Genomic DNA, 22,398 nt, shown 5'->3' on the forward strand with positions numbered 1-22,398 from the left:
CCTGACAAACTATGACCGAGAGAAAGAACATCACCATCATGGGAGCCGGACTGGTTGGCTCGCTGCTGTCGCTATACCTGGCCAAGCACGGCCACAAGGTAGACCTGTATGAGCGGCGGCCCGACATGCGGAAAGTCCTGCTGGACGGGGGGCGTTCCATCAACCTGGCCCTGAGCGACCGCGGTTTCAAGGCGCTGCGTGGCATTGGCATAGAGGAGGAGGTGCGCAAGGTGGCCATACCCATGCACGGCCGCATGATGCACGACGAGCAGGGCAACCTCACCTTCCAGCCCTACGGCAAAGAGGGACAATCCATCTATTCAGTATCCAGGGCGGGGCTGAACGCGGCGCTGATGGACATCTCGGAGCCCAACCCGGACATCACCTACCATTTCAACCGGCAGTTGCTGGACCTGGACCTGCGCGAGGGCACGGCCACCCTGCGCAACCACGAGACCAACCAGGTGGAGGAGCTGCACACGGAGCTGCTGTTCGGAGCCGATGGCGCCTTCTCGATGGTGCGCAACGCCATGCAGAAGACCGAGCGCTACAACTATTCCCAAAGCTATCTGGAGTATGGCTATAAAGAACTGACCATACCTGCCGCCGAGGGCGGAGGCTGGCTGCTGGAGAAGCACGCGCTGCACATCTGGCCGCGCGGCAACTACATGATGATTGCCCTGCCCAACCTGGACGGCAGCTTCACATGTACGCTGTTTTTTCCTTACGAAGGCCCACTTTCCTTCGAGAGCATCCAGACCGATGACGACCTGCTCAACTTCTTTCTGCAGGCTTTCCCCGATGCGGTGCCGCTGATGCCCGATTTGGCTCAGGACTACTTCTCCAACCCTATCGGTTCGCTGGTCACTGTGAAATGCTTCCCCTGGTCGTACCAGGACAAGGCGCTGCTCATTGGCGATGCCTGCCATGCCGTGGTGCCGTTCTACGGGCAGGGCATGAACGCCGGATTTGAGGACATCACCGTGTTGGACCAGATGCTAGAGAGCTTTAATGGGGATTGGGAACAGCTGTTCAAGCGCTTTGAACGCCGCCGCAAGCCGGATGCCGACGCCATCGCGGACCTGGCTGTGATGAACTTCATCGAGATGCGCGATAAAGTAGCCGACCCGCGCTTCCTGCTCCGCAAAAAGATAGAGGCTAGAATCAACCAGCAGTACCCCGATAAGTGGATTCCGCTCTACTCCATGGTGACCTTCACGGATTTTCCGTATTCTTATGCTCTGGAAACAGGACGACTGCAGGACCAGATTATGAAGAAGGTCATGAAACACATACAGTCTGTGGAAGACTACGACAAGCCGGAGGTGCAGAAGCTACTCGAGAAACAGCTCATCCACAAAGAGAAACTAAAAAGCTACAGCCCACAGGAGGTATAGTCTCCTGTGGGCTGTAACCCTTGTTGCTCCACTTGCAGCGCTACCATGTGAAGGAAACCGTGCTTCCATAATCTGACGTCAGCGGTCCCTGTCCTGGTATACCACATACCAAGCAAAGGAGTGTCTACAGGTATGTTGATGCTACTTGATTATGTAGGAAGCCGTTAGATAGAGAACTTTGTTGTCCTCGCTTAGGTACCCATTGCGGTCACCAGAAACGCTCGGCCCATCTTGTATATACCGCCCATGCTCATACCTGAGCTGAAGCATTGCTTCCTGTCGCTGGCTGATTCTGATTTTGGTGCCTACGGCTGCAGTCGGGGAAAAATATACTTTGTGGCCAATCTCGCTTTTCGAAGTTTCAGTTCTCTGTAAATCTTTTGAGGTGTATTTTATCTCGTGTTCGCTCACAATGCTACTGCTCAGTCCATAGCCGCTGGATAGACCTGCACCGAAGTAAGGGCTCAGGGTCTTTGTCGTAAACATGTTGTACTGCACCAGGATGGGTAGCAACAGACGCTTTACCTCTACGGTATGACTGCTGGTTCTGGTGTACGAAAAGTTCTCCTTCACGGCATGTCCTGTATGTTTCTCTGTGCTGAACAAGGGCTCAAACTGTACCGAGAGCCTCTCGCTCTTTTTAGGAGATGAGAAATTGAAAAGGGCGCCTACCACAAGGTTTTGGGAAGAGGTGAAGGAAGCAGCGCTTAGTTCAGGCGTGTGCATGAACTTCAGGGAGGTTGAGCTGACCCCAATGGTGATTCCTTTTCCAATCGACAACCACGGTTTGTCTTCTTTGAATGTGACATTATTTTCGGGTTCAGCGCAGTTATTGTAAGCCCTCACCACAGCAATAACATCAGGAGCGTTCAGCTTCTTCTGCAGCTTGAGCATCAACTGCTCCGGAACAGGGCAGTCATACGTCAAAGAGTTCATCAAAATGAGGTGCTGGGTGGAGGTCGTCACAGTTTTGATGTCGCCTGTTGAGCTCGGCACGCCTGTGTCGTCTGTTGTTATCTGCAGGAGCTTCAGCTCGCCTCCATCTTTTTGCAGATACAGGGCGCGCAGGTGTTGGTACAGGCTGAGTCTCCCCAGAACGAGCGACTCAACGAATTTTTTCTCTGCAGCACCTGTGGTATCTCGTACTTCTCTGCTCACATAGGGGGCATCTCCTGCAATGCCATACGCCGCAATTGCATTGGCTGAGTATTCCATTGCGTCTGCCTCATTGTCGGTCTTGAAAAGACAGCTACTGTGCTTGCTTTGCCCCTCTCGGTACTTGACAAAGCCATGCAGGGTATCACCTTCGGTCCGCACCACAAAGCCCGGACGAAATGCCTGTGCAGAGGAATCAAGAGCTAAAAACAGGGCGCTCAGAACAAGCGAAGCAGCGAGTAAAGTTTGTTTCATGAGTAATGTATGGGTATTGATTTAAATATGGGGAATAGATTGTATAGCATGTGTTATGGATAGGCCTTTCTTCGGGCATACCTGCCGGATAAGGTATGGCTTCCTGGCAGGTAAGGCCTTTGGCTTATTCAAAAGCCTTGTTTCAAGTTCAGCGAGATTGGAGAGGTAAGCCTTAGAAGTAAAGCCCGAACAACAAGGAGAGGGTTCTGGTGTCGGAATCCAGGGCATTGTTGATTCTGTTTATCGCCTTGTGGGAATGCACATCCAACCCCATTTCGTAGCGGGCCTCCAGCGACAGCTTGCTCTTCTTGACGTTGAAGTACGTGCCGGCGCCGGCCATCAGGCCCTGCTGGTAGCTGTTCACGAAATCGGGGTTGTCCTTGATGCGCTCCTCCGGCGTGCTGGTGCTGGTGCTGCGCACGTACTGGCGGTGCTTGTAGTCGCGCTGCTGGAAGAGGTTGAGGAAGCCGCCTGCATTCACAAAGGGCTGGAAGCGCCGGCCTGCAAAGTCGTAGCGTAACGCTGCCGTGGCCTTGATGGCCGCCATGTCAAACTCTATTTCATTGTCGTAATAGGTGCCGAACCAGGTATAGCTGGACTCGGTCTGGAAGTTGTTTTGGAAGTAACGGCCCTCCAGCAGCAGCGAGAGGTTCTCGTTCACCCTGGGCGAGTTCACTAGCAGCGCCAGACCGAAAGAAGGGTGGGTGTTGGCGTCGAAATCGGCGTGCTCCAGGTGCAGGTATGTTTCGTCCTTGGCAGAAAAGTTAAGTGTGGTATGGCTAAACGCGCCCACGAACCCCGGCTTGAGGGAGAGCCACTTCTTTGACTCCTTGAACACGGTCTGGTTGCCATCGCTTGCGCAGTTGTTGTATTCCTTTACCAGTTCCACGAGGTTCCGCTGGGCCAGTTTCACGCGCTCCACCTTGCTGAAGACCTCGTAGCAGTCCTGGGTCATAGTATTCAGTACCTGTACATGGTGGTTTACCTGCCGCTTGGCTAGCGCGCCGGCATTGTTGGTGTACTCCTCATGCGTGATGTACAGCTTGTGCAGCTTGTCTGGGTTGCTCTGCTTCTCCACAAAGAAAACACCATTGTACAGGTATAGGCTGATGCTGCCGCGCACCAGTTCCTCCATGAACACGTACTCCGCTGCCAAGGTGTCGGCATGGTGCAGCACACGGGTCCTGAAATTCTTGTCTCCCGGGAAGCCGTAGCCGGCTATGTCGTTGGAGGTATAGGTAACTGGGTTTCCCTGACCCTCCTTTTTAAAGCCAACGGAGTTGACGGCTTGGCTGCTGCTCCGGAAAGTCACCTCTCCCCGAAGCGTGTCACCTTGTGGCATGACCACATAGCCGGGTCTGTAATCTGACTGTGCCGCAACCTGCAGGGACAGCAACGCGAGTAAACAAAACGGGATAAGTTTGTAGAGAGTCTTCATATAGGCATATTACCGTTTAAATATAGTAAAATCTTTTTATTTGTGTAGAATCTGCCACAATCTTACATTCCTACTTTGGGAGGCGCAGGCGGGTGGCTAAAGATTGGCTTTCAGCCCAAGGTATAGTGGCATGTTTGTTGTTCTCCTGCACCCGGAAATTGCACCGTTTACATGCTGCGGCATAACTATTTCGCCTGAAATGTGGTATAGCTTATGTGGCAAATGGATTTACAAGTCCAATTTTCACCTGATTCATCTCTAATCTTTAACCCCCCTTTTGAATTTTATGGAAATCATCAATAAACTGAAAGCCACTGCCATGGCAGGGCTTATTGTAGGTCTTTTTTCTTTCTCCGGCACTGCTTTCGCACAGCAAACAAACCCGTCGCAAAAAGCGACGCCTCCGGCAACGCAGCAGCAGGGCCAGAACATATCAGATGCTGACCTGAGGCTATTTGTAGACGCCAGCACACGCCTGATGGACCTGCAGAAGGAGAACGAAAAGGTCATGATGGTCATTCTGGAAGAAGAAAAGCTGAGCATTGACAAGTTCAACACGCTGGCGCAGGCGCACCAGCAGCAGAAGCTGGCCGAGGCCGAAGGAACCGCAGAGGAGAAGGCCGCCTTCAACAAGGCCGTGCAGCGCATGATGCAGCTGCAGCCCGACATTGAGAAGAACATGCAGCAGGCCATCCAGAAAGATGGTATGACCATGGAACGATACGAGCAAATCATGCTGGCCTACCAGCAGGACCCGGCCGTTCAGGCCAAGGTGCAGAAAATGATGGGCCTGTAAGCGACCAAACCTTTAATAACGAAAAGGCCCTGCCGCATATGCGACAGGGCCTTTTTTATGTGCTATGGGGTTATTTTTGTGTGAACTCCAGTATCTTGAAGGTTTTGGTGCGCCTGTCGAAATAGCCGTAGTGCAGCTTGTCGGTGCCATACCTGTATAAGGTCTTGAAGTCAGGCGTCTGCTTGAGCTCCTCTTCATAGGCCTCTATCTTGTCCTGCACCGTGGTGGCGGTGCTATCGGAGGCGGCTTTATCGAGCGTTTCGCTGTCCAACACCGTCCGGAAGTAGGTGCTTATACCTGGTCCCGTCGGCATGCCCTGTCTGTTGAAATAAGGGTCGTAGTAATAGTTGTTGTACGGGAACATGCTGTGGCTATACGGTAAGGTATAGGCAGGCACCCAACGGCCCGGCATCAGGAACAAGCCACGAGAGGTCTGGATGTAACGGTCCGGCGTGCGCACCAGGCGCGTCGGGTCTGGGCTGCTGCGCGTGCTCGGCGGTTGGTAAGAGCCAATAGTCAGTTGCAGGGTGCTGTCCCCGAAGGCATCCACCGTGATGGCCGGCATGCCACTTGACAGGTTGCGCATCACCTTGGATGTTTTCTCTATCACGTTGTTGCCTGAGGAGAAAAGCGTGCTCGCCCCGCGCTGGTGCACCGGCGTCGATTTAATGGCAATTTCCTGGTCGCCGGTATAGTTGTACTCCTTGATGGGCTGCAGCGTGCTGAAATCGAAAGCCGTCAGGTTGAACTGGTCTTTCTGCAACTGCACCCGGAACAGCTTGTCCTGGTGCAGGAAAGAGTTGAAATGCGGTTCGCTCTTCAAGTCCAGCGCCGGCAGCGTGCGGTAGGTGGTCTGGCCTGAAGGCCAATCGAGCGTCAGAATCTCGGTGGTAGTCTTCTTGCCCTGTCCTCTCAGGTAGAACCCATCAAACACCAGGTGGATTTTGTCGCCCTGCGTATAGATTTTGCTGCGGTGATGGCCAGCAAATACGGTACGCTCCAAATCCGGGTGCACGAATATCAGCTCGTTCTGACGCTCTCCGCGACGGCGGGTGCGCGGCATGTCGGCTGTGGAGAAGGACTTCTTCTCGTAGTACGTCTCGTCCAACTCCCGGTACAGGTGTAGGTTGTCCTTCTTGTCCGTGAAAATCATGTAGAAGTGGCCTGCATCGGCAAAGGAACCCACAAAGGTCTCTCCCCTGTCTTTCTTGATAGGGGCATCGGGCATGCTTCTGAAAGCGCCCGAGTAGCGGTTCACGGCAAAAGGACGCACAAAGTCCTTGTTCCCGTTCATGAAGCGGCTGTAGAAGATAAACTCCGTCTCGGTCACGCGGGTACCCAGAATCTGGGGTTGCTGGTTCCAGCGGTAAGGGATTTCCTGTGCCGCCACCAATTGGCCCGATGGATTGATGAGATTGAAGTATAGCTTGCCGCCCTGGAAGAAGTAGAGGCAAACGTTGCCGTCACCATCCGCCACCGACACCAGGTCCTCGGCGCGGCGCAACGGTATCTCCAGGTTTGCGAACTCCTGCTGCGCGCGTACCTCGGGGGCCGCTAAGCCCAACAGGAGCAGGGCTAGGATTAACTTTCGCATAATGGCTTAAATTAAAAGGATTTAGTCTAGATGAATATAGCAAATTTCTAGCCAAAGTGCGTTGTGTAAGCGGAGAAAAAGCAGAGGATACAATGGGGGACGGCGGCAGGTATAGGCAATAAAAAAAGCCCGGCTAAGGTATAGCCGGGCTTCTCTGGTCACAGGTATAGCCTGTGTTAGAATTCTGCGTTGCCAGGTGTGCGTGGGAACGGGATGACGTCGCGGATGTTGCCCATGCCCGTCACGAACTGCACCATGCGCTCGAAGCCCAGGCCGAAGCCGGCGTGCGGACATCCCCCGAAGCGGCGAGTATCCAGGTACCACCACAGGTCCTCCTCCTCAATACCCACGCCCTTCATGCGCTCCACCAGCAGGTCAATGCGCTCCTCGCGCTGCGAACCACCCACAATCTCGCCTATACCAGGCGCCAGGATGTCCATGGCGGCTACGGTCTTGCCGTCGTCGTTTAGGCGCATGTAGAAGGCCTTGATGTCTTTTGGATAATCCGTTACAATGACCGGCTTTTTGAAATGCTTCTCCACCAGGTAACGCTCGTGCTCGCTCTGCAGGTCGATGCCCCACGACACGTCGTACTGGAATTTCTTTTTCTTGTAGGCAGGAGAATTCATCAGGATGTCAACCGCCTCGGTATAGGTCACGCGCTCAAAATCGTTGTTCACCACGAATTCCAGTTTCTCGAGCAGCGTCATTTCCTGGCGCTCGTTCTGCGGCTTGGCTTTGTCTTCCTCTACCAGGCGCTGGCCCAGGAACTCAATGTCTTCGCGGTTGTGCTCCAGCGCGTAGCGGATGATGTACTTGATGAACTCCTCAGCCAGGTCGGCGTTCATTTTGAGGTCGTAGAAAGCCATCTCCGGCTCAATCATCCAGAACTCCGCCAGGTGGCGGGCGGTGTTGGAATTCTCGGCCCGGAAGGTCGGCCCGAAGGTATAGATGTCGCTGAAAGCCATGGCCGCCAGCTCGCCTTCCAGCTGACCGGACACCGTCAGGTTGGTCGCCTTACCGAAGAAGTCCTCTTCGTAATTGATTTTACCCTCCTCGTTGCGCGGAATGTTGTCCAGGTCAAAGTTGGTGACATGGAACATCTCGCCGGCGCCCTCGGCGTCAGAGGCCGTGATGATGGGCGTGTGCATGTACACGAAGCCTTTCTCGTTGAAGAACCTGTGCACGGCAAAGGCCAGCGTGTTGCGCACGCGGAACACCGCTCCGAAGGTGTTGGTGCGGAAGCGCAGGTGGGCAATCTCGCGCAGGAACTCTAGTGAGTGTGCCTTCTTCTGCAACGGGTAGGTTTCCGGGTCTGCTTTGCCTACCACTTCTATTGTGTTGGCTACCACCTCAAAGGCCTGTCCTTTGCCCTGCGAGGCCACCAGTTGCCCGGTGATAGACACAGCCGCGCCCGTCGTCACGTCTTTCAACGCCTCATCGCCGAACTTCTCCGCGTCGGCCACCACCTGCAGGCTCTGCAGGGTGGAGCCGTCATTCACGGCGATGAAGTTCACAAACTTGTTGCCGCGCTTGGTGCGTACCCAGCCCTTCAATAATACCTCTTTGCCTTCCAAGGCACCAGTCAGCAGTTCTTTTACTTTCGTGCGTTGCATGTTGTATCGTATAGCGTGTATGTCAGAATCATTATAAGTGTTAGGGTGTGCGTCTCCGGGTGCGGTGGCAGGCGGCCGCGGCCGGCATAACACAGCGGGTGCGGGCAGGATAACGGGCTAACCCAAAGCGCCGTACCGGAGGCACAGCCACTGCCAGAGGCCCTGCTGACGTAATTTCCCTAAAACCCCCCAAAGTAACGATATTTTAACCTTTTTTGTAAATGCGAGTAAAATTATCCTAAATTTGAAGGTGCATGAACAGGCACTGAAATCCGTTTTTCCACTATGCAGCGACTCGATTTAAGACAACTCTTATCCCAGAAGTTATCGCCGCAGCAGATACAATTCATCAAGCTGCTGCAGATACCTACCGTGGAGCTGGAGGCGCGCATCAAAGAGGAGATGGAGGTAAACCCGGCGCTGGAAGAGGGCCGCGAAGAAGCGGATACCGAGTACAGCGACACCGAGGGCGATGACTACGAAGGCGAGGAGGACTACGGCAAGGACGACATCGACATCAACGACTACCTGAACGACGACGAGATAAGCGGCTACAAGATGCAGGGCGACCGTGGCGGCGATGACGACGATGACCGCGAAATGCCCATCGCCGTGACCACCTCCCTGACCGACAACCTGCTGGACCAGCTTGGCTTCCTGGACCTCGACGACAAGCAGTACAACATCGGCATGCAGCTGATTGGCAGCATCGACAACGACGGCTACATCCGCCGCGAGCTGAGCTCCATCGCCAACGACCTGGCCTTCTCGCAGAACATCGAAACGTCGGAGGAGGAGATAGAGCAGGTGCTGCACATGATTCAGACCTTCGACCCGGCAGGTATAGCCGCCCGTGATTTGCCCGAGTGCCTGCTGCTGCAGCTGGAGCGCCGCGAGCAGGACGCCACCACCGTGCTGGCCGAGCGCATCATCCGGGACAGCTTTGAGGAGTTCACCAAGAAACACTACCAGAAGATACAGTCCCGGTTTGGGGTGACGGAAGAGGAGCTGAAGAAAGCAATTGACCTCATCATCAAGCTCAACCCAAAGCCGGGTGGCGCTGGCGCCGGCATGACGCGCGTGCAGTACATCATCCCGGATTTCATCCTGACCAATGAGAACGGGCAGCTGCAGCTCTCGCTCAACGCCCGCAACGCCCCTGACCTGCGCATCAGCCGCTCCTACGCCGATATGTTCGACGCCTACGACAAGTCGGACAAGAAGGACAAGAAGCTGAAGGAGACCGTGGCCTTTGTGAAGCAGAAACTGGACGCGGCCAAGTGGTTCATCGATGCTATACGCCAGCGCCAGAACACGCTGCTGCGCACCATGGAGTCCATCATCAAGTATCAACACGAGTTCTTCCTGGAAGGCGACGAAAGCAAGCTGCGACCCATGATTCTGAAGGACATCGCTGAGGACATCGGCATGGACATCAGTACCGTGAGCCGCGTGGCCAACAGCAAAGCCGTGCAGACGGAGTTCGGTATCTACCCGCTCAAATACTTCTTCTCTGAAGGTATAGCCACCGACTCCGGCGAGGACGCCAGCAGCCGCGAGGTGAAGCACATTCTGAAGGAAATCATCGACAAAGAAAGCAAGCGCAAGCCACTGTCCGACGAGAAGATTGAGAAGATGCTCAACGAGAAAGGCTATAACATCGCCCGCCGCACCGTGGCCAAGTACCGCGAGCAGCTCAACATACCTGTTGCCCGCCTCCGCAAGGAGCTGTAGCTTCTTAATTATGAATGCTGAATTATGGATTATAGATTCTCTGCAACGTATTAACTCCGGCGTACAGCTACATAACTCCTGTTCATCATTCTTGATTCCTAATTCATAACTCAAAAAAGTGAACCGCTCACTTGCCAGGCTCTTATCAGTCGTGTTTCACCCGCTGCTGATGCCGACATACCTCTTTTCCATCATCCTATACCTGCTGCCGGCAGCCGCCATTTCGCTGCCGCTCCAGAGCCGCTGGATTGTGCTGAGCATGATTTTCTTCACTACGTTCATCATACCTGGTCTGGGCGCCTTCGTCATGTTCCGCACGGGGTTCATTGACTCCTATGAGATCAGCCGACGCGAACAGCGGGGCACGCCGCTACTCTTCACAGGCGTGTGCTATGCCGTAACAGCATACCTGCTGCACCAGGAGCCTGTCTTTGATATGATGTTCTACTTCGTGATGGGGGCTATTGCGGCTTCCGTCTTCCTGGCTTGGCTCATCTCCTTCTTCTGGAAAATAAGCGCGCACGGCATCGGGCTGGGCGGAGCCTTTGGTATATTGCTCCTGCTGAACAGGCTGCAGCCCGATGCGCATCTGCTCGCTATCATCCTGGTGGCCATTGTGGTGTCAGGGGCGGTGTTGTCGGCACGGCTGGCGCTGCATGCCCACACACCGGCGCAGGTATACGCCGGCTTTGGCACCGGCCTGTTGCTGGTGCTCACGGCAGGCGGCATTGCACTGCTATAGCTGGCTTTTGCACGTAGACCTATTAATCTCTACCTTTGGCTATACACAAAACGTAACGACAGACTATGAACTACGATTGCCTGCTATATGACGTACAGGATGGCATCGCGACCATCACTTTGAATAGACCCGATGTTTTCAACGCCTTCAACGACCAGCAGAGCTACGACCTGCAGGACGCCCTGAAGCAGGTGACCCGCGATGACAGCGTGCGCGTGGTGGTGCTGACTGGTGCGGGTAAGGCCTTCTGCTCTGGACAGGACCTGAAAGCCATCGCCAACGCCGACAAGCGTGACCTGTCGGAGTCGCTGGAGAAGCGGTACAACCCCATCATACGGGCCATGCGCAACCTGCCCAAGCCCATTATCTGCAAACTGAATGGCGTGGCGGCTGGTGCCGGCTGCTCGTTGGCATTGGCATGCGACTTGGTGGTGGCCTCCACGGCGGCTAGCATGATTGAGGTGTTCGTGAACGTGGGACTGGTGCTCGATTCCGGTTCTTCTTTCTTTTTGCCGCGTGTAGTAGGCTCCCTGAAGGCGTTTGAATTGAGCACACTGGGTTCCAAGATGAGCGCTGAAGAGGCCTTGCAGCTTGGCATAGTAAACCGTGTGGTGGCGCCTGAGGAGCTGGATGCAGCCGTGGCCGAGTTGGCAGCGCGCTATGCCACAGCCCCGACCAAAGCCATTGGCCTGATGAAGAAGATGCTCAACAAGTCGTTCAGCTCCACCCTGGACGAGATGCTGGACTACGAAGCCTACTGCCAGAAAATTGCGGGTAACTCCGAAGACTACAAAGAAGGCGTAACGGCCTTCAACGAGAAGCGAAAGCCGCAGTTCAAAGGCGCGTAGGTATACAGGTATAGCAACAGAAGCCGGGCACTGCGCCCGGCTTTTTTTATGTCCCTTGTTGTAAGAGGAGTCGCTTATACCTGGTCTGGCGAAAACTGCTGGCGGCGCTAGAAGGAGTAGCCAATGCTGAAATTAAGCTGGGGTGAAGGTGTGATGGCGAAGACAGCGCCTTCGTCGGAGGCGAGCACGCGGCCGATGATGTTCTCCTTTATCAAATCGCCGCCGTTGGTGGCCTTGGCAAACTTCAGCCGGCCGCCGATGCCACCCGATAGCTCCGCCGTAAAGTTTTGTCCCAGCTGAAACTGATACCCTAGGTGGTAGCTAAGGTCCAGCGCGTTCTGGTATAGTCGGCCCACGAAGCGGTAGTTGGGGTCAGAAGGTGGCAGCTGCTGCAAGTCAAACACGTTTCGCTCAAACACCACGAAGCGGTAGTTGAACTGAGGACCGTGAAAGAAGCCGAACGGCGCCTTTTTTACCTTGGAGGTATAGTAGCGCTGGCTCATCCGGATGGCTATGCCCAAGGCATCCTGCGCCTCCGGCGAAGCCCAGGTATCGCCTTCAAAATAGCTCTTGTAGATATAGCTCAACCCAAACTCATTGCTGATGTTCGGTGCGCGCACCTTCTCGTATGAAAGGTAGATTTCCCCATAATGCAGCGGGTGCAGCTTGAGCGTCTTGTCGTGGTCCTGGTCGATGTTCTCAAGCAGTTCCCGCTCCTCAGCCGCCTCTTCCCGCTCAGTCTGTGCCTGCACGCCACTTAACGGGAGGCAGTAAAAGAGCAGGAGCAAGCCCGTGAGCCGAAGCAGTAGTCTGGTTTCTTTCATGGTGCACATTATCAGGTAAGAGTATACGGATTTCCGAGGATTTATAGCGGCGCAGACAGGTATAGGTTGTGCTGCCGGGTGTAAATTCATCCGCGGCGCCGGCAGACGCGGAGCATCCTCATTCACTATATTCTGAGGAGGTTATATAACTCAGTCGCTTTTAGGGCGTATACCAATTTGTTCAAGCTATTTTTATATAAAACTAAAAGAACCTACAACTATGAAAAGAATTAAAACCACAGGCATAATCGCGTGCGCCTTTCTGTTTGGCACCGTAGCCTGTAACCAAGGTACCGACAGTGTGGACCAGGCCCAGGAAGTGAATGAGCAGAAAGCCGAGGACACTGTCACAGAAGACGCCATGGTAGATGCGTCTGATTTTATGACACGGGCCGCCAGCAGCAGCATGCTCGAGATAGAGGCAAGCAAACTGGCGCAGGAGAAAGCAACCAACCCGCAGGTGAAGGAGTTCGCTGCTATGATGGTGAAAGACCACACAGCTGCCTCCAAGGAGATGCAGACGCTGGCCAGCAGCAAGAACGTAACCCTGCCTGACAGCATGAGCAGCGACCACATGGACCATGTGCGTGAACTGCGCGAGCAGTCAGGCGCTGAGTTTGACAGAGAGTATATGGACCGTATGGTGGAAGCACACGAGAGTGATGTGGAGCTTTTTGAGGATGTAGCCGATGACAACGACACACAAGACCCGGATGTGAAGGCCTTTGCCAGCAAGACGCTGCCTGCTTTGCGCCAGCATCTTGACCGCGCCCGCCAGGTACGTGATGCGTTAGGTGGCGGTACCACAACAGGAACTACCACCGGTACCACAACGGGCGGTAACTAAACCTTTGACACAACGCCTTATTGATAAGCGTTTCACGCGAGCATCTGCAGGTATGCCTGCAGATGCTCGTACTTTAAAACCAACTATATGACAGCAAGATTTACTGTATACGCTGCCGCAGTGCTGCTTTTGCTCAGCGCCACAGGCTGCAGCGGAGACGACAGCATCAGGCAGGCGGCGCAACAGAGCACACAGCAGTTTGAGGCGGCAGGGGTACAGGGTATGGAGAACGATGCGCTGTTCATGGCCGAGGCCGCCAGCGCCAACATGCTGCAGGTGCAACTGGGTGAAATGGCCTTGGAGCGGGCCGTGAGTCCGGAGGTGAAGGAGATGGCGCAGGAGATGACAGCCGGCCACAGACGGGTGATGGAAGATGTAGAGAGCATTGCCGTGGAAGGTGATTTCGTGCTGCCCACCACGCTCGGAGCCAACCACCAACAGGTATACGACGAAGTGAGCAAGGAGACAGGTATAGGATTCGACCTGGCCTACATCAAGCGGATACGGGAAGAGCACGACCAACTCCTGAAACGCTACGAGGACATGGCCGAGAACGGAATAGCCTTGGAAGTGAAGCAGTTCGCATCTAAGCAGTTGCCGCTCCTGCGGGAGCACCTGCAGGAGGCCGAGACACTGGAAGACAGGCTAAGCGACATATAACCTTAAAACAAAAGCGCCGCGGCTGTTCAAGTCGCGGCGCTTTTGTTTTAAGCCCGTCCGTTTTCGCGGTAATGGCTGGTCTTGAGCTCCTCCTTCAGGAAGCGGGCGGTATAGCCTTTCCCCCTCTTGACGATGTCTTCGGGAGTGCCGGCCGCCACAATCGTACCGCCTGCCTCGCCGCCCTCCGGACCGATATCGACAATCCAGTCCGCCACTTTAATCAGGTCCAGGTTGTGCTCGATGATGAGCACGCTGTTGCCTTTGTCCGTCAGCTTGTGCAGCACTTCCGTCAGGTGTTCGATGTCCTGGAAGTGAAGACCAGTGGTCGGTTCATCCAAGATGTAGAGTGTCTTGCCGGTGTCCTTCTTGGAAAGCTCCGTCGCTAGTTTCACGCGTTGCGCCTCGCCACCCGATAAGGTCGTGGCCTGCTGGCCCAGGGTGATATAGCCCAGGCCCACCTCGTTCAGCGTCTGTATCTTGCGCAGGATGCGGGGCTGGCTGTCAAAGAAGTCAACGGCCTGCTCCACGGTCATGTCCAGCACATCGGTGATGCTCTTGCCTTTGAAGCGCACTTCCAGCGTCTCGCGGTTGTAGCGCTTGCCTTTGCACACCTCGCAGGGCACGTATACATCCGGCAGGAAGTTCATCTCGATGGTACGCATACCTGCGCCTTCACAGGCCTCGCATCGCCCGCCCTTCACGTTGAACGAGAAGCGACCCGGTGAGTAACCCCTGATTTTGGCCTCCGGCAGCTGCGCGAACAAGGTGCGTATTTCGGTGAACACGCCGGTATACGTGGCTGGGTTAGAGCGCGGCGTACGGCCAATCGGCGACTGGTCCACCTCAATTACCTTGTCAATTTTGTCAAGTCCTTCTATTTTCTTGTAAGGTAGCGGCTCGCGCTTGGCCCGGAAGAAGTAGGTGTTCAGGATAGGGTATAGCGTATCGTGTATGAGCGAGGACTTGCCACTGCCCGATACGCCCGTCACGCACACCATCTTACCCAAGGGCAGCTCCAGCGTCACGTTCTTCAGGTTGTGCCCGGTGGCGCCCACCAGTTTCAGCATCTCCCCGTTGCCTGGCCGTTTCACGCGCGGCACTTCTATACCCCGGCGGTTGCTCAGGAAGTCGGCGGTGGTGGTGCCGGCGTTCATCATCTCTTCGGGCGTGCCGGCCGTCACGACCTGGCCACCGTGTATACCTGCGCCCGGACCGATGTCCACCACATAGTCAGCGGCCAGAATCATGTCCTTGTCGTGCTCCACCACAATGATGGTATTGCCGAGGTCGCGCAGGTCCTTCAGGGCGTTTATTAGGCGCTCGTTGTCGCGCTGGTGCAGACCGATGCTCGGCTCATCCATGATGTAGAGCACACCCACCAGCTGCGTACCGATTTGCGTGGCCAGGCGTATACGCTGGCTCTCGCCACCCGACAGCGTCTTGACTGGGCGGTGCAGGCTCAGGTAATCCAGTCCAACATCCAACAGGAAGCCGATGCGTTTGCGGATTTCCTTCAGCAATTCGCGCGCAATCACATTCTGGCGCTCGTTCAGGCGTTCCTCCAGCCCCTCAAACCAGGCAGCCAGCTTGTTGATGTCCAGCACGGAGAGCTCTCCGATGTTCTTGTTGTCAATCTTGAAGTGCAGCGATTCTTTCTTGAGCCGGTAGCCGTTGCACTCGGGGCAGGTGTTCGTCTGTGTGAAGTCGTCAATCCAGGCGCGGATGTTGTCAGAATCGGACTCCATCTGGCCTTTGAGGAAGTTGATGATGCCCTCAAACTCCACAGTATAGTTGCCCTTCTTGGTGTTAACTTCTAGGTCTTCCTCCAACCCGTAGAGCAGCACCTTCAACACATCCTCGGGTAGGTCTTTGATGGGCGTGGAAACCGATACCTTGAAGTGCTTGAAGAGCGCCTCAATCTGCTTGAAAATCCAGATGTCGCGGTACTCGCCAAGTGGCGCTATACCTCCGCGACGTATGCTCAGGTCCTTGTCAGGTATAACCGACTCTTCCGTAATTTCCTGTATCTCGCCCAGGCCGTTGCACACAGGGCAGGCGCCATAAGGCGAGTTGAAGGAGAAGGAGTTCGGGGCCGGGTCGTCGTAGGCTATACCTGTCGCCGGGTCCATGAGGTGGCGCGAGAAGAAGAGCGTCTTGTCGGCATCCGCGTCCAGTATCAGCACCGTGCCCTTGCCGTGCGTGAGCGCGTTCTGGATGGAGCCTGAAAGCCGGAAGCGGTCTTCCTCCTTCACCACAATCTTGTCGATTACGATTTCGATGTCGTGAATCTTGTACCTGTCCACCTGCATCTTCGGGGCAATCTCCAGCAGCTCGCCGTCCACGCGGGCGCGGATGAAGCCCATCTTGCGGATTTGCTGGAACAACTCTCGGTAGTGGCCCTTACGGCCCTTCACCACCGGGGCCAGCACCACGATGCGCTTGCCGTCGAAGTTGTCCAAGATGTGGTTCACAATCTGGTCGTCGCTCTGGCGCACCATTTTCTCACCCGTCACATAGCTGAACGCCTCGGACGTACGGGCCCAGAGCAGACGCATGAAGTCGTAAATCTCGGTGATGGTGCCCACGGTGGAGCGCGGGTTGCGGCTCGTGGTCTTCTGCTCGATGGAAATCACCGGAGAAAGGCCCTCGATTTTGTCCACATCCGGACGTTCCAAACCACCCATGAAAGAGCGGGCGTAGGCCGAGAAAGTTTCCATGTAGCGGCGCTGTCCTTCGGCGTAGATGGTGTCAAAGGCCAGCGAGGACTTGCCCGAGCCGCTGATGCCGGTGAACACCACCAGCTTGTAGCGTGGCAGCTTGATGGAGATGTTCTTGAGGTTATGTTCGCGGGCGCCGTATACCTCTATCTGCTGGGATTCTCCGTTCTCTGGGAGGACAGCAGGAGCGGTGCCTGTCGCGGTTTCTTGCGCTTGGTTAAAAGCCATTCAGGAATGCTTGATTTTAAATAGCAAAGGTACAAAATAATCAGCGCTATGCAGACGCAATGCACCAACCCTTCTTAACAGCAATCGGCGGCAAATGGTTTAGCATCTGCTAACTTAGTTAGCCAGGGCTCAGTCCACGTTTCCGTAGCGGGAAGCTTCCTTTTCGTGCAGCTCGGCGTGGGTGTGGCTGGTGTGGGTGTAGTCCTGCCGCTGGCGTTTGATGAGCTTCTGTTTCTGAAAGTACCTATAAAAGCTGTAGATGGTCAGCAGCACCCCAACAGTCATCAAGGCAAGCCCCAGGAACTCCATGTAGACGTGCTGGGAGAGTTTGACGGCGGCGAAGCCACCACCTATCAGGGCGATGGCCGTGCGCAGGTAAGCCATGAGGGTACGCTCGTTGGCGAAGATGGTGCGCTGTATGGCCATTTGGTCGCGAATTTCAGAGTTCTTCTTTTCCTGCTGCTTCAGTTTCTTCCTCAGCTTCTTTATTTCTTCGTTCTCCAGGCTGTCCATGGCGCTTTTTTCAGCCAATATACGGGTATACCTTAATTGGAGATGGTGTCGGCTTGAGTGGGTACCCTTGCTACGCCGGCCAAGGTATGGCAACCTAAGCGACAGACGCTAGCGGCACAAAAAAACAGAAATACGAGGGAAAGGTTCAGGTATGGCTTGCTTGCCCGTTCTTGCTCAGGCCATGATGGTCGTTATGGGCCTTTTCGTGCTCGTGGCTGGTAGGGCAGTAGTCCTGGTGGTGGCCCTCAATGAGTTTCTGTTTCGTGCGGTACCGTAGGAAACTGTAAATCGCCAGAATGAGGCCGAGGGGAATCAGGATGATGCCAATGATATCCAGGTATAGGTCGTCGGATAGTTTTATGGCCACATAGCCACCCACCGAAATCGTCATGGCCGTGCGCAGGTAGGCCATCAGGGTGCGCTCGTTGGCGAAGATGGTGCGCTCCGCAGCCATGTGGTCGCGTATCTCGGCATTCTTCTTCTCCTGCACCTTGAGCTTCTTCTTGAGCTTCTTAATCGTTGCTTTGTCGGCGTCTATCATAGCACGGACCTATAAGTAACTATACGGATGGGTGGTACGAGGAGGTAGGCAATTTACTGTAAATCAGGGCAAAACCATCTGTATGAAGGATAAAAGCACAAGGCGGCCGCGTGTCGTCAAAGCGTAGGGTCAGGGTCTTTCTTTTCCTGAGCGATGACCTCGGCATGCGTTGTACTTGTGGGCGTGTAGGCGCTGGTGTGGTTCTCAATCTTCGTCTGCTTTTTGGAGTATTTGCGGTAGCCTATGAAGCCAACCACCAGGCCTATGGGTATGAACAGGGCGCCCATTGCCTGGTAAATCGGGTCCTCAAAAAATTTGATGAAGGAAAGCCCGGCAATAACGAGTGCCATGGCTGTGCGGCTGTAGGCCAGGAACGTCCGCTCATTGGCCAGCTTGGTGCGCTCCATGGCCAGGCTATCCCGAATCTCGACATTCTGCTTCTCCTGTACCTTCAGGTCCTTTTTGATGTCTTTCCTCGATTTCCGGTGCAGTATAGCTCTGATGTTCATAGTCCATTATACGAACCTGCCCTCCGGAAGGTAGCTGCTGCTGCTGCTCCTTCAGGGCAAAACAGGGCATCGGGCGAAGCGGCTATACCTGGCAAGGCAAAGGAGAAATAAAGCGCAACACGGGCATTTTTAAATCAATAGAAAAACTTTATATTGCTATACTTGCCAGGGTGCATCAAATGGATGGTCTGCTTCAGGCCCACGTCACTGCACCCATACACCGACTATGAGAAGACTCTATTGCCTGATGCTGCTCCTGCTCCTGTTGCCGGGCAAGGGATGGGCACAAAACGCTGACCAACGCCCCATAACCGCAAACTACCAGAATCGGCCGCTGCAGGAAGTGCTGCGGGAGCTGCAGCAACAACACAGCATCCGCATCTTCTACCTGCCGGAGTGGGTGGAGCCGGTGCGCGTCACGCAAAATTTCAACCAGACGCCTTTTGCCACCGCCCTGCGGCAACTGCTCGAAAAGGCACAGCTCTCGTTCGTTTTTTACGATGCTCAGACGGTGGTGCTGGTGCCTCTTTCAGCGGCCAGCGTGTTCCAGCCCGACACGGCCCTTGCTGCGGCTGCCGCAGGTATAGCCACCCCTGACAGAACCGTCACGTTGAGCGGCCATGTGCGGAGCGCCAAAACAGGCGAGCCCTTTGTGGGCGCAACGGTGCTGCTGGAGGAACTCAAGAAAGGCACGGTGGCCGACGAGAAAGGCTACTATACCTTGACGGCACCTGCCGGGGAGTACACGCTACGAGTGAGAGCCGTGGGCATGACCGAAGACAAGCGGCGGGTACGGCTGCAGCAGAGTCGCACCATGGATGTGGAGCTTTTCGAGGTGAGCAACCAGCTGCGCGAAGTGGCGGTGTCTGCCAAGGCCCCTGACCACAACGTGGAAAGCCTGGAGATGGGTGTCGCCCGCCTCAACATAGCAGAAGTCAGAAAAATGCCCGCCTTCCTGGGGGAGGTGGACGTGATACGCAGCGTGCTCATGCTGCCAGGCGTGACCACGGTAGGGGAGGGTGCAAGCGGCTTCAACGTGCGGGGCGGCAGCATCGATCAGAACCTGGTGCTGCAGGACCAGGCGCCGCTCTTCAGCTCCTCGCACCTGTTCGGCTTCTTCTCGGTGTTCAACCCGGACATGGTGCGGGACGTGACGCTGTATCGCGGCGGTATACCTGCCCGCTATGGAGGCCGCATCTCATCGGTGCTGGATGTGGAACTGAAGGAGGGTAACAAGAAAGCACCTATCGTGAGCGGCGGCATCGGCCTGCTGTCGAGCCGCCTGATGGTGGAGGGGCCGATTGTGAAAGACAAAGCCTCCTTTGTGCTGGGCGGACGTGGTGCTTACCCGGGCCTCGCGCTGCGCTACATGCCCGACAAGTCGGTGCGCGACAGCGATGGCTATTTCTATGACGTCAACGCCAAAGTAAGCTATGTGCTCAGCGAGAAAGACCAACTGACCGCCTCCGGCTACCTGAGCCGCGACGGCTTCCGCTTCGGGGCCGACACCACCTATACCTGGGGCACGGCCACCGGCACCGTCCGCTGGAACCATACCTTCAGTAACAAGCTGCTCTCCACGGTGACTGCCGTGGCAGGCGATTATGATTACGGTGTGAGCGCGGAGACAAAACCATCTGACTACACCCTCGACTCTGAAATCAAATACAAAATGCTGCAGGCCGACTTCAGCTATGAGCCATCGGTGCAGCACAAAATAAACCTGGGAGCCTCCTCGGCGTGGCACAACTTCAACCCTGGTGTGCTCAGACCGTCTTCGGAGCAGTCGAGCCTGCTGCCCATCAGCATGGCGCGCGAGCGTTCCCTGGAGACGGCCGTATACCTGGACCATGCCTATACCTTCAGCCCGCGCGTGTCGGTAGCCTATGGCCTGCGCTACTCTTCCTATTTCAACCTGGGGCCGGGGGAGGTATACCTCTACAACCCAGAGGTGCCCCGCCGGGAGTCCACCATCATCGACACGCTGCGCTACGCCAACGGCAAAGTCATACAACAATACAATTACCTCGAGCCCAGGGCCTCGCTGCGGGTGAGCCTGGGGCAGAACAGCTCCCTGAAACTGGGCTACAACCGCATGGTGCAGTACATCCACCTCATCTCCAACACCACAGCCGCCTCGCCCGTGGACATCTGGAAGACCAGCAACGCCTACCTGAAGCCGCAGGTGGGAGACCAATTGGCTCTCGGCTTCTTCAAAAACATGCAGGACAACACAGTGGAGCTGTCGGCGGAGGCTTATTACAAGAAACTGCACAACCTGGTAGAGTACAAGGATGGCGCGCAGCTGCTGCTCAACAGCACCCTGGATGCCGATTTGTTGCCGGGAGATGGCAAGGCCTACGGGTTGGAGTTGATGCTGCGCCGCTCAGGAAAACGACTGACCGGTTGGGCCAGCTATACTTACTCCAGGTCGTTGCGCCGCGTGGATGGCCCGACGGCTGAGGAGAAAATCAACAACGGCGACTATTTCCCGGCCAACTTCGACAAGCCACACGACCTCACGCTGGTGCTGAACCAGCAGCTGAGCCGATTAATTAGCCTGGCCGCCAACTTCACCTACAGCACGGGCCGGCCTATCACCTACCCCGAGTCAGTGGCTGTGATAGACGGCCTGCTGATGGTCAACTACAGCGACCGCAACCAGCACCGCATCCCCGATTACCACCGCCTGGACCTGGCCCTGACCATCGACGGGACGAACAAGCGGAATGCGAACTGGGTGAGCAGCTGGGTGTTCTCGGTGTACAACGTATATGGCCGACAGAACCCGTACTCTGTTTTCTTCAAAGCCAGCTACGGCGGCACGGTGCCGCAGGCCTACCGGCTGTCGGTCGTAGGCTCGGCGGTGCCAGCCATCACTTACAATTTCAAGCTAACCAAATGATACAGGGGAGAACAGGGCATAGAAACGGACTGTGGGCGCTACTGCTCATCTTCCTGAGCCTGCAGGCCTGCGTGGAGCCCTTCGAACTGAAAACCGGCACCGAGAAGCGCTCGCTGGTGGTCAGCGGCATGGTGACAGACCAGAACCTGCCGGAACTGAACAAAGTCACCCTCACCTGGACCGAACCCTTTGACGGGGAGAAGCGGCAGGTGCTCAACGAGCCCGTGCTGGGCGCCACCGTCCTCCTGCAAGACAACCAGGGCAATAGTATGTCCCTGACAGAAGGAGCCCGAGGCGTCTATACCCTTTTGGAAAGCGACTTTGAGGTGCAGCCACGCAGAACTTATACCCTCCACATCAGGCTGCCCGACGGACGCGAGTATGCCTCCCGGCCGGAGTTGCTGCGCCCGGTGCCAGGTATACGCGACATCAAGTATGAGTTCAAAGAGTTCGTCGATGTGGTAAGGAGCTCGGCTGGCGTGCTGGTGGAGCGTAAATCCGTAGGGTTTGAGGTGAAGGCACAGGCGCAGGACCCAGCGGAGCGAGGCAACTACTACCGCTGGGATACGGAGGGGGTGTTCGAATTCTTCTCAGACGTGGGAGACACACCGCTGCCCTCTCAATGCTGGTCCCATGTGGGCAGCATCAACACCAAAGTCGTGGTTTCCGATGACCGCCTGGTGAACGGGCGGCTGTTTGAGCAGCACGTCGTGGTGGTGCCCGCCGACATACCCACCAAGTACCGCATCAAAATCAGGCAGTATTCCCTCACAGCGGAGGCCTACGAGTTCTGGCGGCTCCTGAGTCAGCAGCAGTCGAGTGTGGGCAGCATATTCGACCCGCCTGCGGCCCGCATTACCGGCAACGTCTACAGCCTGACAGACCCCGAGGAGCAGGTGACTGGCTACTTCAGCGTCTCCGCCCTGAACGACAGCTTCCTCGTCATCAACAGGTCGCAGTACGCTCCGTTCCCGGGGCTGCCCTACGAGCTGCCCAAAGGCAATTGTCTAATCCTAGGACTTTACCCGAACGTGACCAACGAAAAGCCCCTCGGATTTTAGCCCCAACTCCAAAACAGA

18 protein-coding genes are annotated in these 22,398 nt (G+C 55.7%); 9 read left to right on the top strand and 9 right to left on the bottom strand.

All coding sequences use genetic code 11. From position 1 onward, the window contains the following. The first annotated feature begins 11 nt into the window (after positions 1 to 11). Positions 12 to 1,397 carry an FAD-dependent oxidoreductase gene (locus B051_RS0102130; protein ID WP_018476528.1) on the top strand — a complete coding sequence of 462 codons (1,386 nt, stop codon included), beginning with the start codon at positions 12 to 14 and terminating at the stop codon, positions 1,395 to 1,397. A gap of 141 nt (positions 1,398 to 1,538) precedes the next feature. Here B051_RS0102130 and B051_RS0102135 read toward each other — a convergent pair whose 3' ends face one another. Together B051_RS0102135 and B051_RS0102140 are read right to left on the bottom strand one after the other, a co-directional pair. Beyond that, a complete protein-coding gene (locus tag B051_RS0102135) occupies positions 1,539 to 2,807 on the bottom strand; it encodes an outer membrane beta-barrel protein (RefSeq protein ID WP_018476529.1) in 1,269 nt (422 codons plus the stop codon). A gap of 172 nt (positions 2,808 to 2,979) precedes the next feature. Then, a complete protein-coding gene (locus B051_RS0102140) occupies positions 2,980 to 4,245 on the bottom strand; it encodes a porin family protein (protein WP_051080630.1) in 1,266 nt (421 codons plus the stop codon). 286 nt (positions 4,246 to 4,531) lie between these two features. On the opposite strand from B051_RS0102140, the gene B051_RS0102145 reads away from it, so the two are divergent. Continuing rightward, positions 4,532 to 5,041, top strand: a complete 510-nt coding sequence (locus B051_RS0102145; protein ID WP_018476531.1) for a DUF4168 domain-containing protein — start codon at positions 4,532 to 4,534, stop codon at positions 5,039 to 5,041. Between the two features lie 70 nt (positions 5,042 to 5,111). Here B051_RS0102145 and B051_RS0102150 read toward each other — a convergent pair whose 3' ends face one another. Continuing rightward, the gene (locus B051_RS0102150) at positions 5,112 to 6,635 is read right to left on the bottom strand and encodes a hypothetical protein (RefSeq protein WP_018476532.1); all 1,524 of its coding nucleotides are present in this window, start codon (positions 6,633 to 6,635) and stop codon (positions 5,112 to 5,114) included. Between the two features lie 176 nt (positions 6,636 to 6,811). Further along, positions 6,812 to 8,251, bottom strand: coding sequence for an asparagine--tRNA ligase (gene asnS, locus B051_RS0102155; RefSeq protein WP_018476533.1), 1,440 nt, complete (start codon positions 8,249 to 8,251; stop codon positions 6,812 to 6,814). A gap of 285 nt (positions 8,252 to 8,536) precedes the next feature. Between asnS and rpoN the strand changes: the two genes are divergently transcribed. The 3 genes from rpoN (at position 8,537) to B051_RS0102170 (ending at position 11,575) form a co-directional block, all read left to right on the top strand. Continuing rightward, a complete protein-coding gene (gene rpoN / locus B051_RS0102160; protein ID WP_018476534.1) occupies positions 8,537 to 9,985 on the top strand; it encodes an RNA polymerase factor sigma-54 in 1,449 nt (482 codons plus the stop codon). A gap of 118 nt (positions 9,986 to 10,103) precedes the next feature. Beyond that, positions 10,104 to 10,727, top strand: a complete 624-nt coding sequence (locus B051_RS0102165) for a hypothetical protein (RefSeq protein ID WP_071594841.1) — start codon at positions 10,104 to 10,106, stop codon at positions 10,725 to 10,727. 65 nt (positions 10,728 to 10,792) lie between these two features. Continuing rightward, positions 10,793 to 11,575, top strand: coding sequence for an enoyl-CoA hydratase-related protein (locus B051_RS0102170; protein ID WP_018476536.1), 783 nt, complete (start codon positions 10,793 to 10,795; stop codon positions 11,573 to 11,575). A 107-nt stretch (positions 11,576 to 11,682) separates the two neighbouring features. Here B051_RS0102170 and B051_RS0102175 read toward each other — a convergent pair whose 3' ends face one another. Beyond that, on the bottom strand, positions 11,683 to 12,399 hold the full coding sequence (locus tag B051_RS0102175) for an ABC transporter ATP-binding protein (RefSeq protein ID WP_157578468.1): 717 nt from the start codon (positions 12,397 to 12,399) through the stop codon (positions 11,683 to 11,685). 220 nt (positions 12,400 to 12,619) lie between these two features. Between B051_RS0102175 and B051_RS0102180 the strand changes: the two genes are divergently transcribed. Together B051_RS0102180 and B051_RS0102185 are read left to right on the top strand one after the other, a co-directional pair. Beyond that, positions 12,620 to 13,246: a DUF4142 domain-containing protein gene (locus tag B051_RS0102180; RefSeq protein WP_018476538.1), complete on the top strand. Its 627-nt coding sequence runs from the start codon at positions 12,620 to 12,622 to the stop codon at positions 13,244 to 13,246. A gap of 87 nt (positions 13,247 to 13,333) precedes the next feature. Further along, positions 13,334 to 13,906 carry a DUF4142 domain-containing protein gene (locus tag B051_RS0102185; RefSeq protein ID WP_018476539.1) on the top strand — a complete coding sequence of 191 codons (573 nt, stop codon included), beginning with the start codon at positions 13,334 to 13,336 and terminating at the stop codon, positions 13,904 to 13,906. 47 nt (positions 13,907 to 13,953) lie between these two features. Here the strand turns inward: B051_RS0102185 and uvrA are convergent, their stop codons facing one another. The 4 genes from uvrA to B051_RS20735 form a co-directional block, all read right to left on the bottom strand. Beyond that, positions 13,954 to 16,851 carry an excinuclease ABC subunit UvrA gene (gene uvrA / locus B051_RS0102190; protein ID WP_018476540.1) on the bottom strand — a complete coding sequence of 966 codons (2,898 nt, stop codon included), beginning with the start codon at positions 16,849 to 16,851 and terminating at the stop codon, positions 13,954 to 13,956. Between the two features lie 129 nt (positions 16,852 to 16,980). Continuing rightward, positions 16,981 to 17,382, bottom strand: coding sequence for a YidH family protein (locus tag B051_RS0102195; protein ID WP_018476541.1), 402 nt, complete (start codon positions 17,380 to 17,382; stop codon positions 16,981 to 16,983). 127 nt (positions 17,383 to 17,509) lie between these two features. Beyond that, positions 17,510 to 17,905, bottom strand: coding sequence for a DUF202 domain-containing protein (locus tag B051_RS0102200; protein WP_018476542.1), 396 nt, complete (start codon positions 17,903 to 17,905; stop codon positions 17,510 to 17,512). A gap of 116 nt (positions 17,906 to 18,021) precedes the next feature. Next, complete coding sequence (locus B051_RS20735) at positions 18,022 to 18,414, bottom strand: DUF202 domain-containing protein (RefSeq protein ID WP_018476543.1); 393 nt, start codon at positions 18,412 to 18,414, stop codon at positions 18,022 to 18,024. Positions 18,415 to 18,640: 226 nt separating this feature from the next. On the opposite strand from B051_RS20735, the gene B051_RS20740 reads away from it, so the two are divergent. Both B051_RS20740 and B051_RS0102215 read left to right on the top strand, forming a co-directional pair. Continuing rightward, complete coding sequence (locus B051_RS20740) at positions 18,641 to 21,319, top strand: TonB-dependent receptor (RefSeq protein WP_083919409.1); 2,679 nt, start codon at positions 18,641 to 18,643, stop codon at positions 21,317 to 21,319. Further along, a complete protein-coding gene (locus B051_RS0102215) occupies positions 21,316 to 22,380 on the top strand; it encodes a DUF4249 domain-containing protein (protein WP_018476545.1) in 1,065 nt (354 codons plus the stop codon). Before B051_RS20740 ends, B051_RS0102215 begins: the two co-directional genes overlap by 4 nt. The last annotated feature ends 18 nt before the right edge of the window (positions 22,381 to 22,398 follow it).

This window comes from Pontibacter roseus DSM 17521, assembly GCF_000373265.1.
Taxonomy (GTDB): Bacteria; Bacteroidota; Bacteroidia; order Cytophagales; family Hymenobacteraceae; genus Pontibacter; species Pontibacter roseus.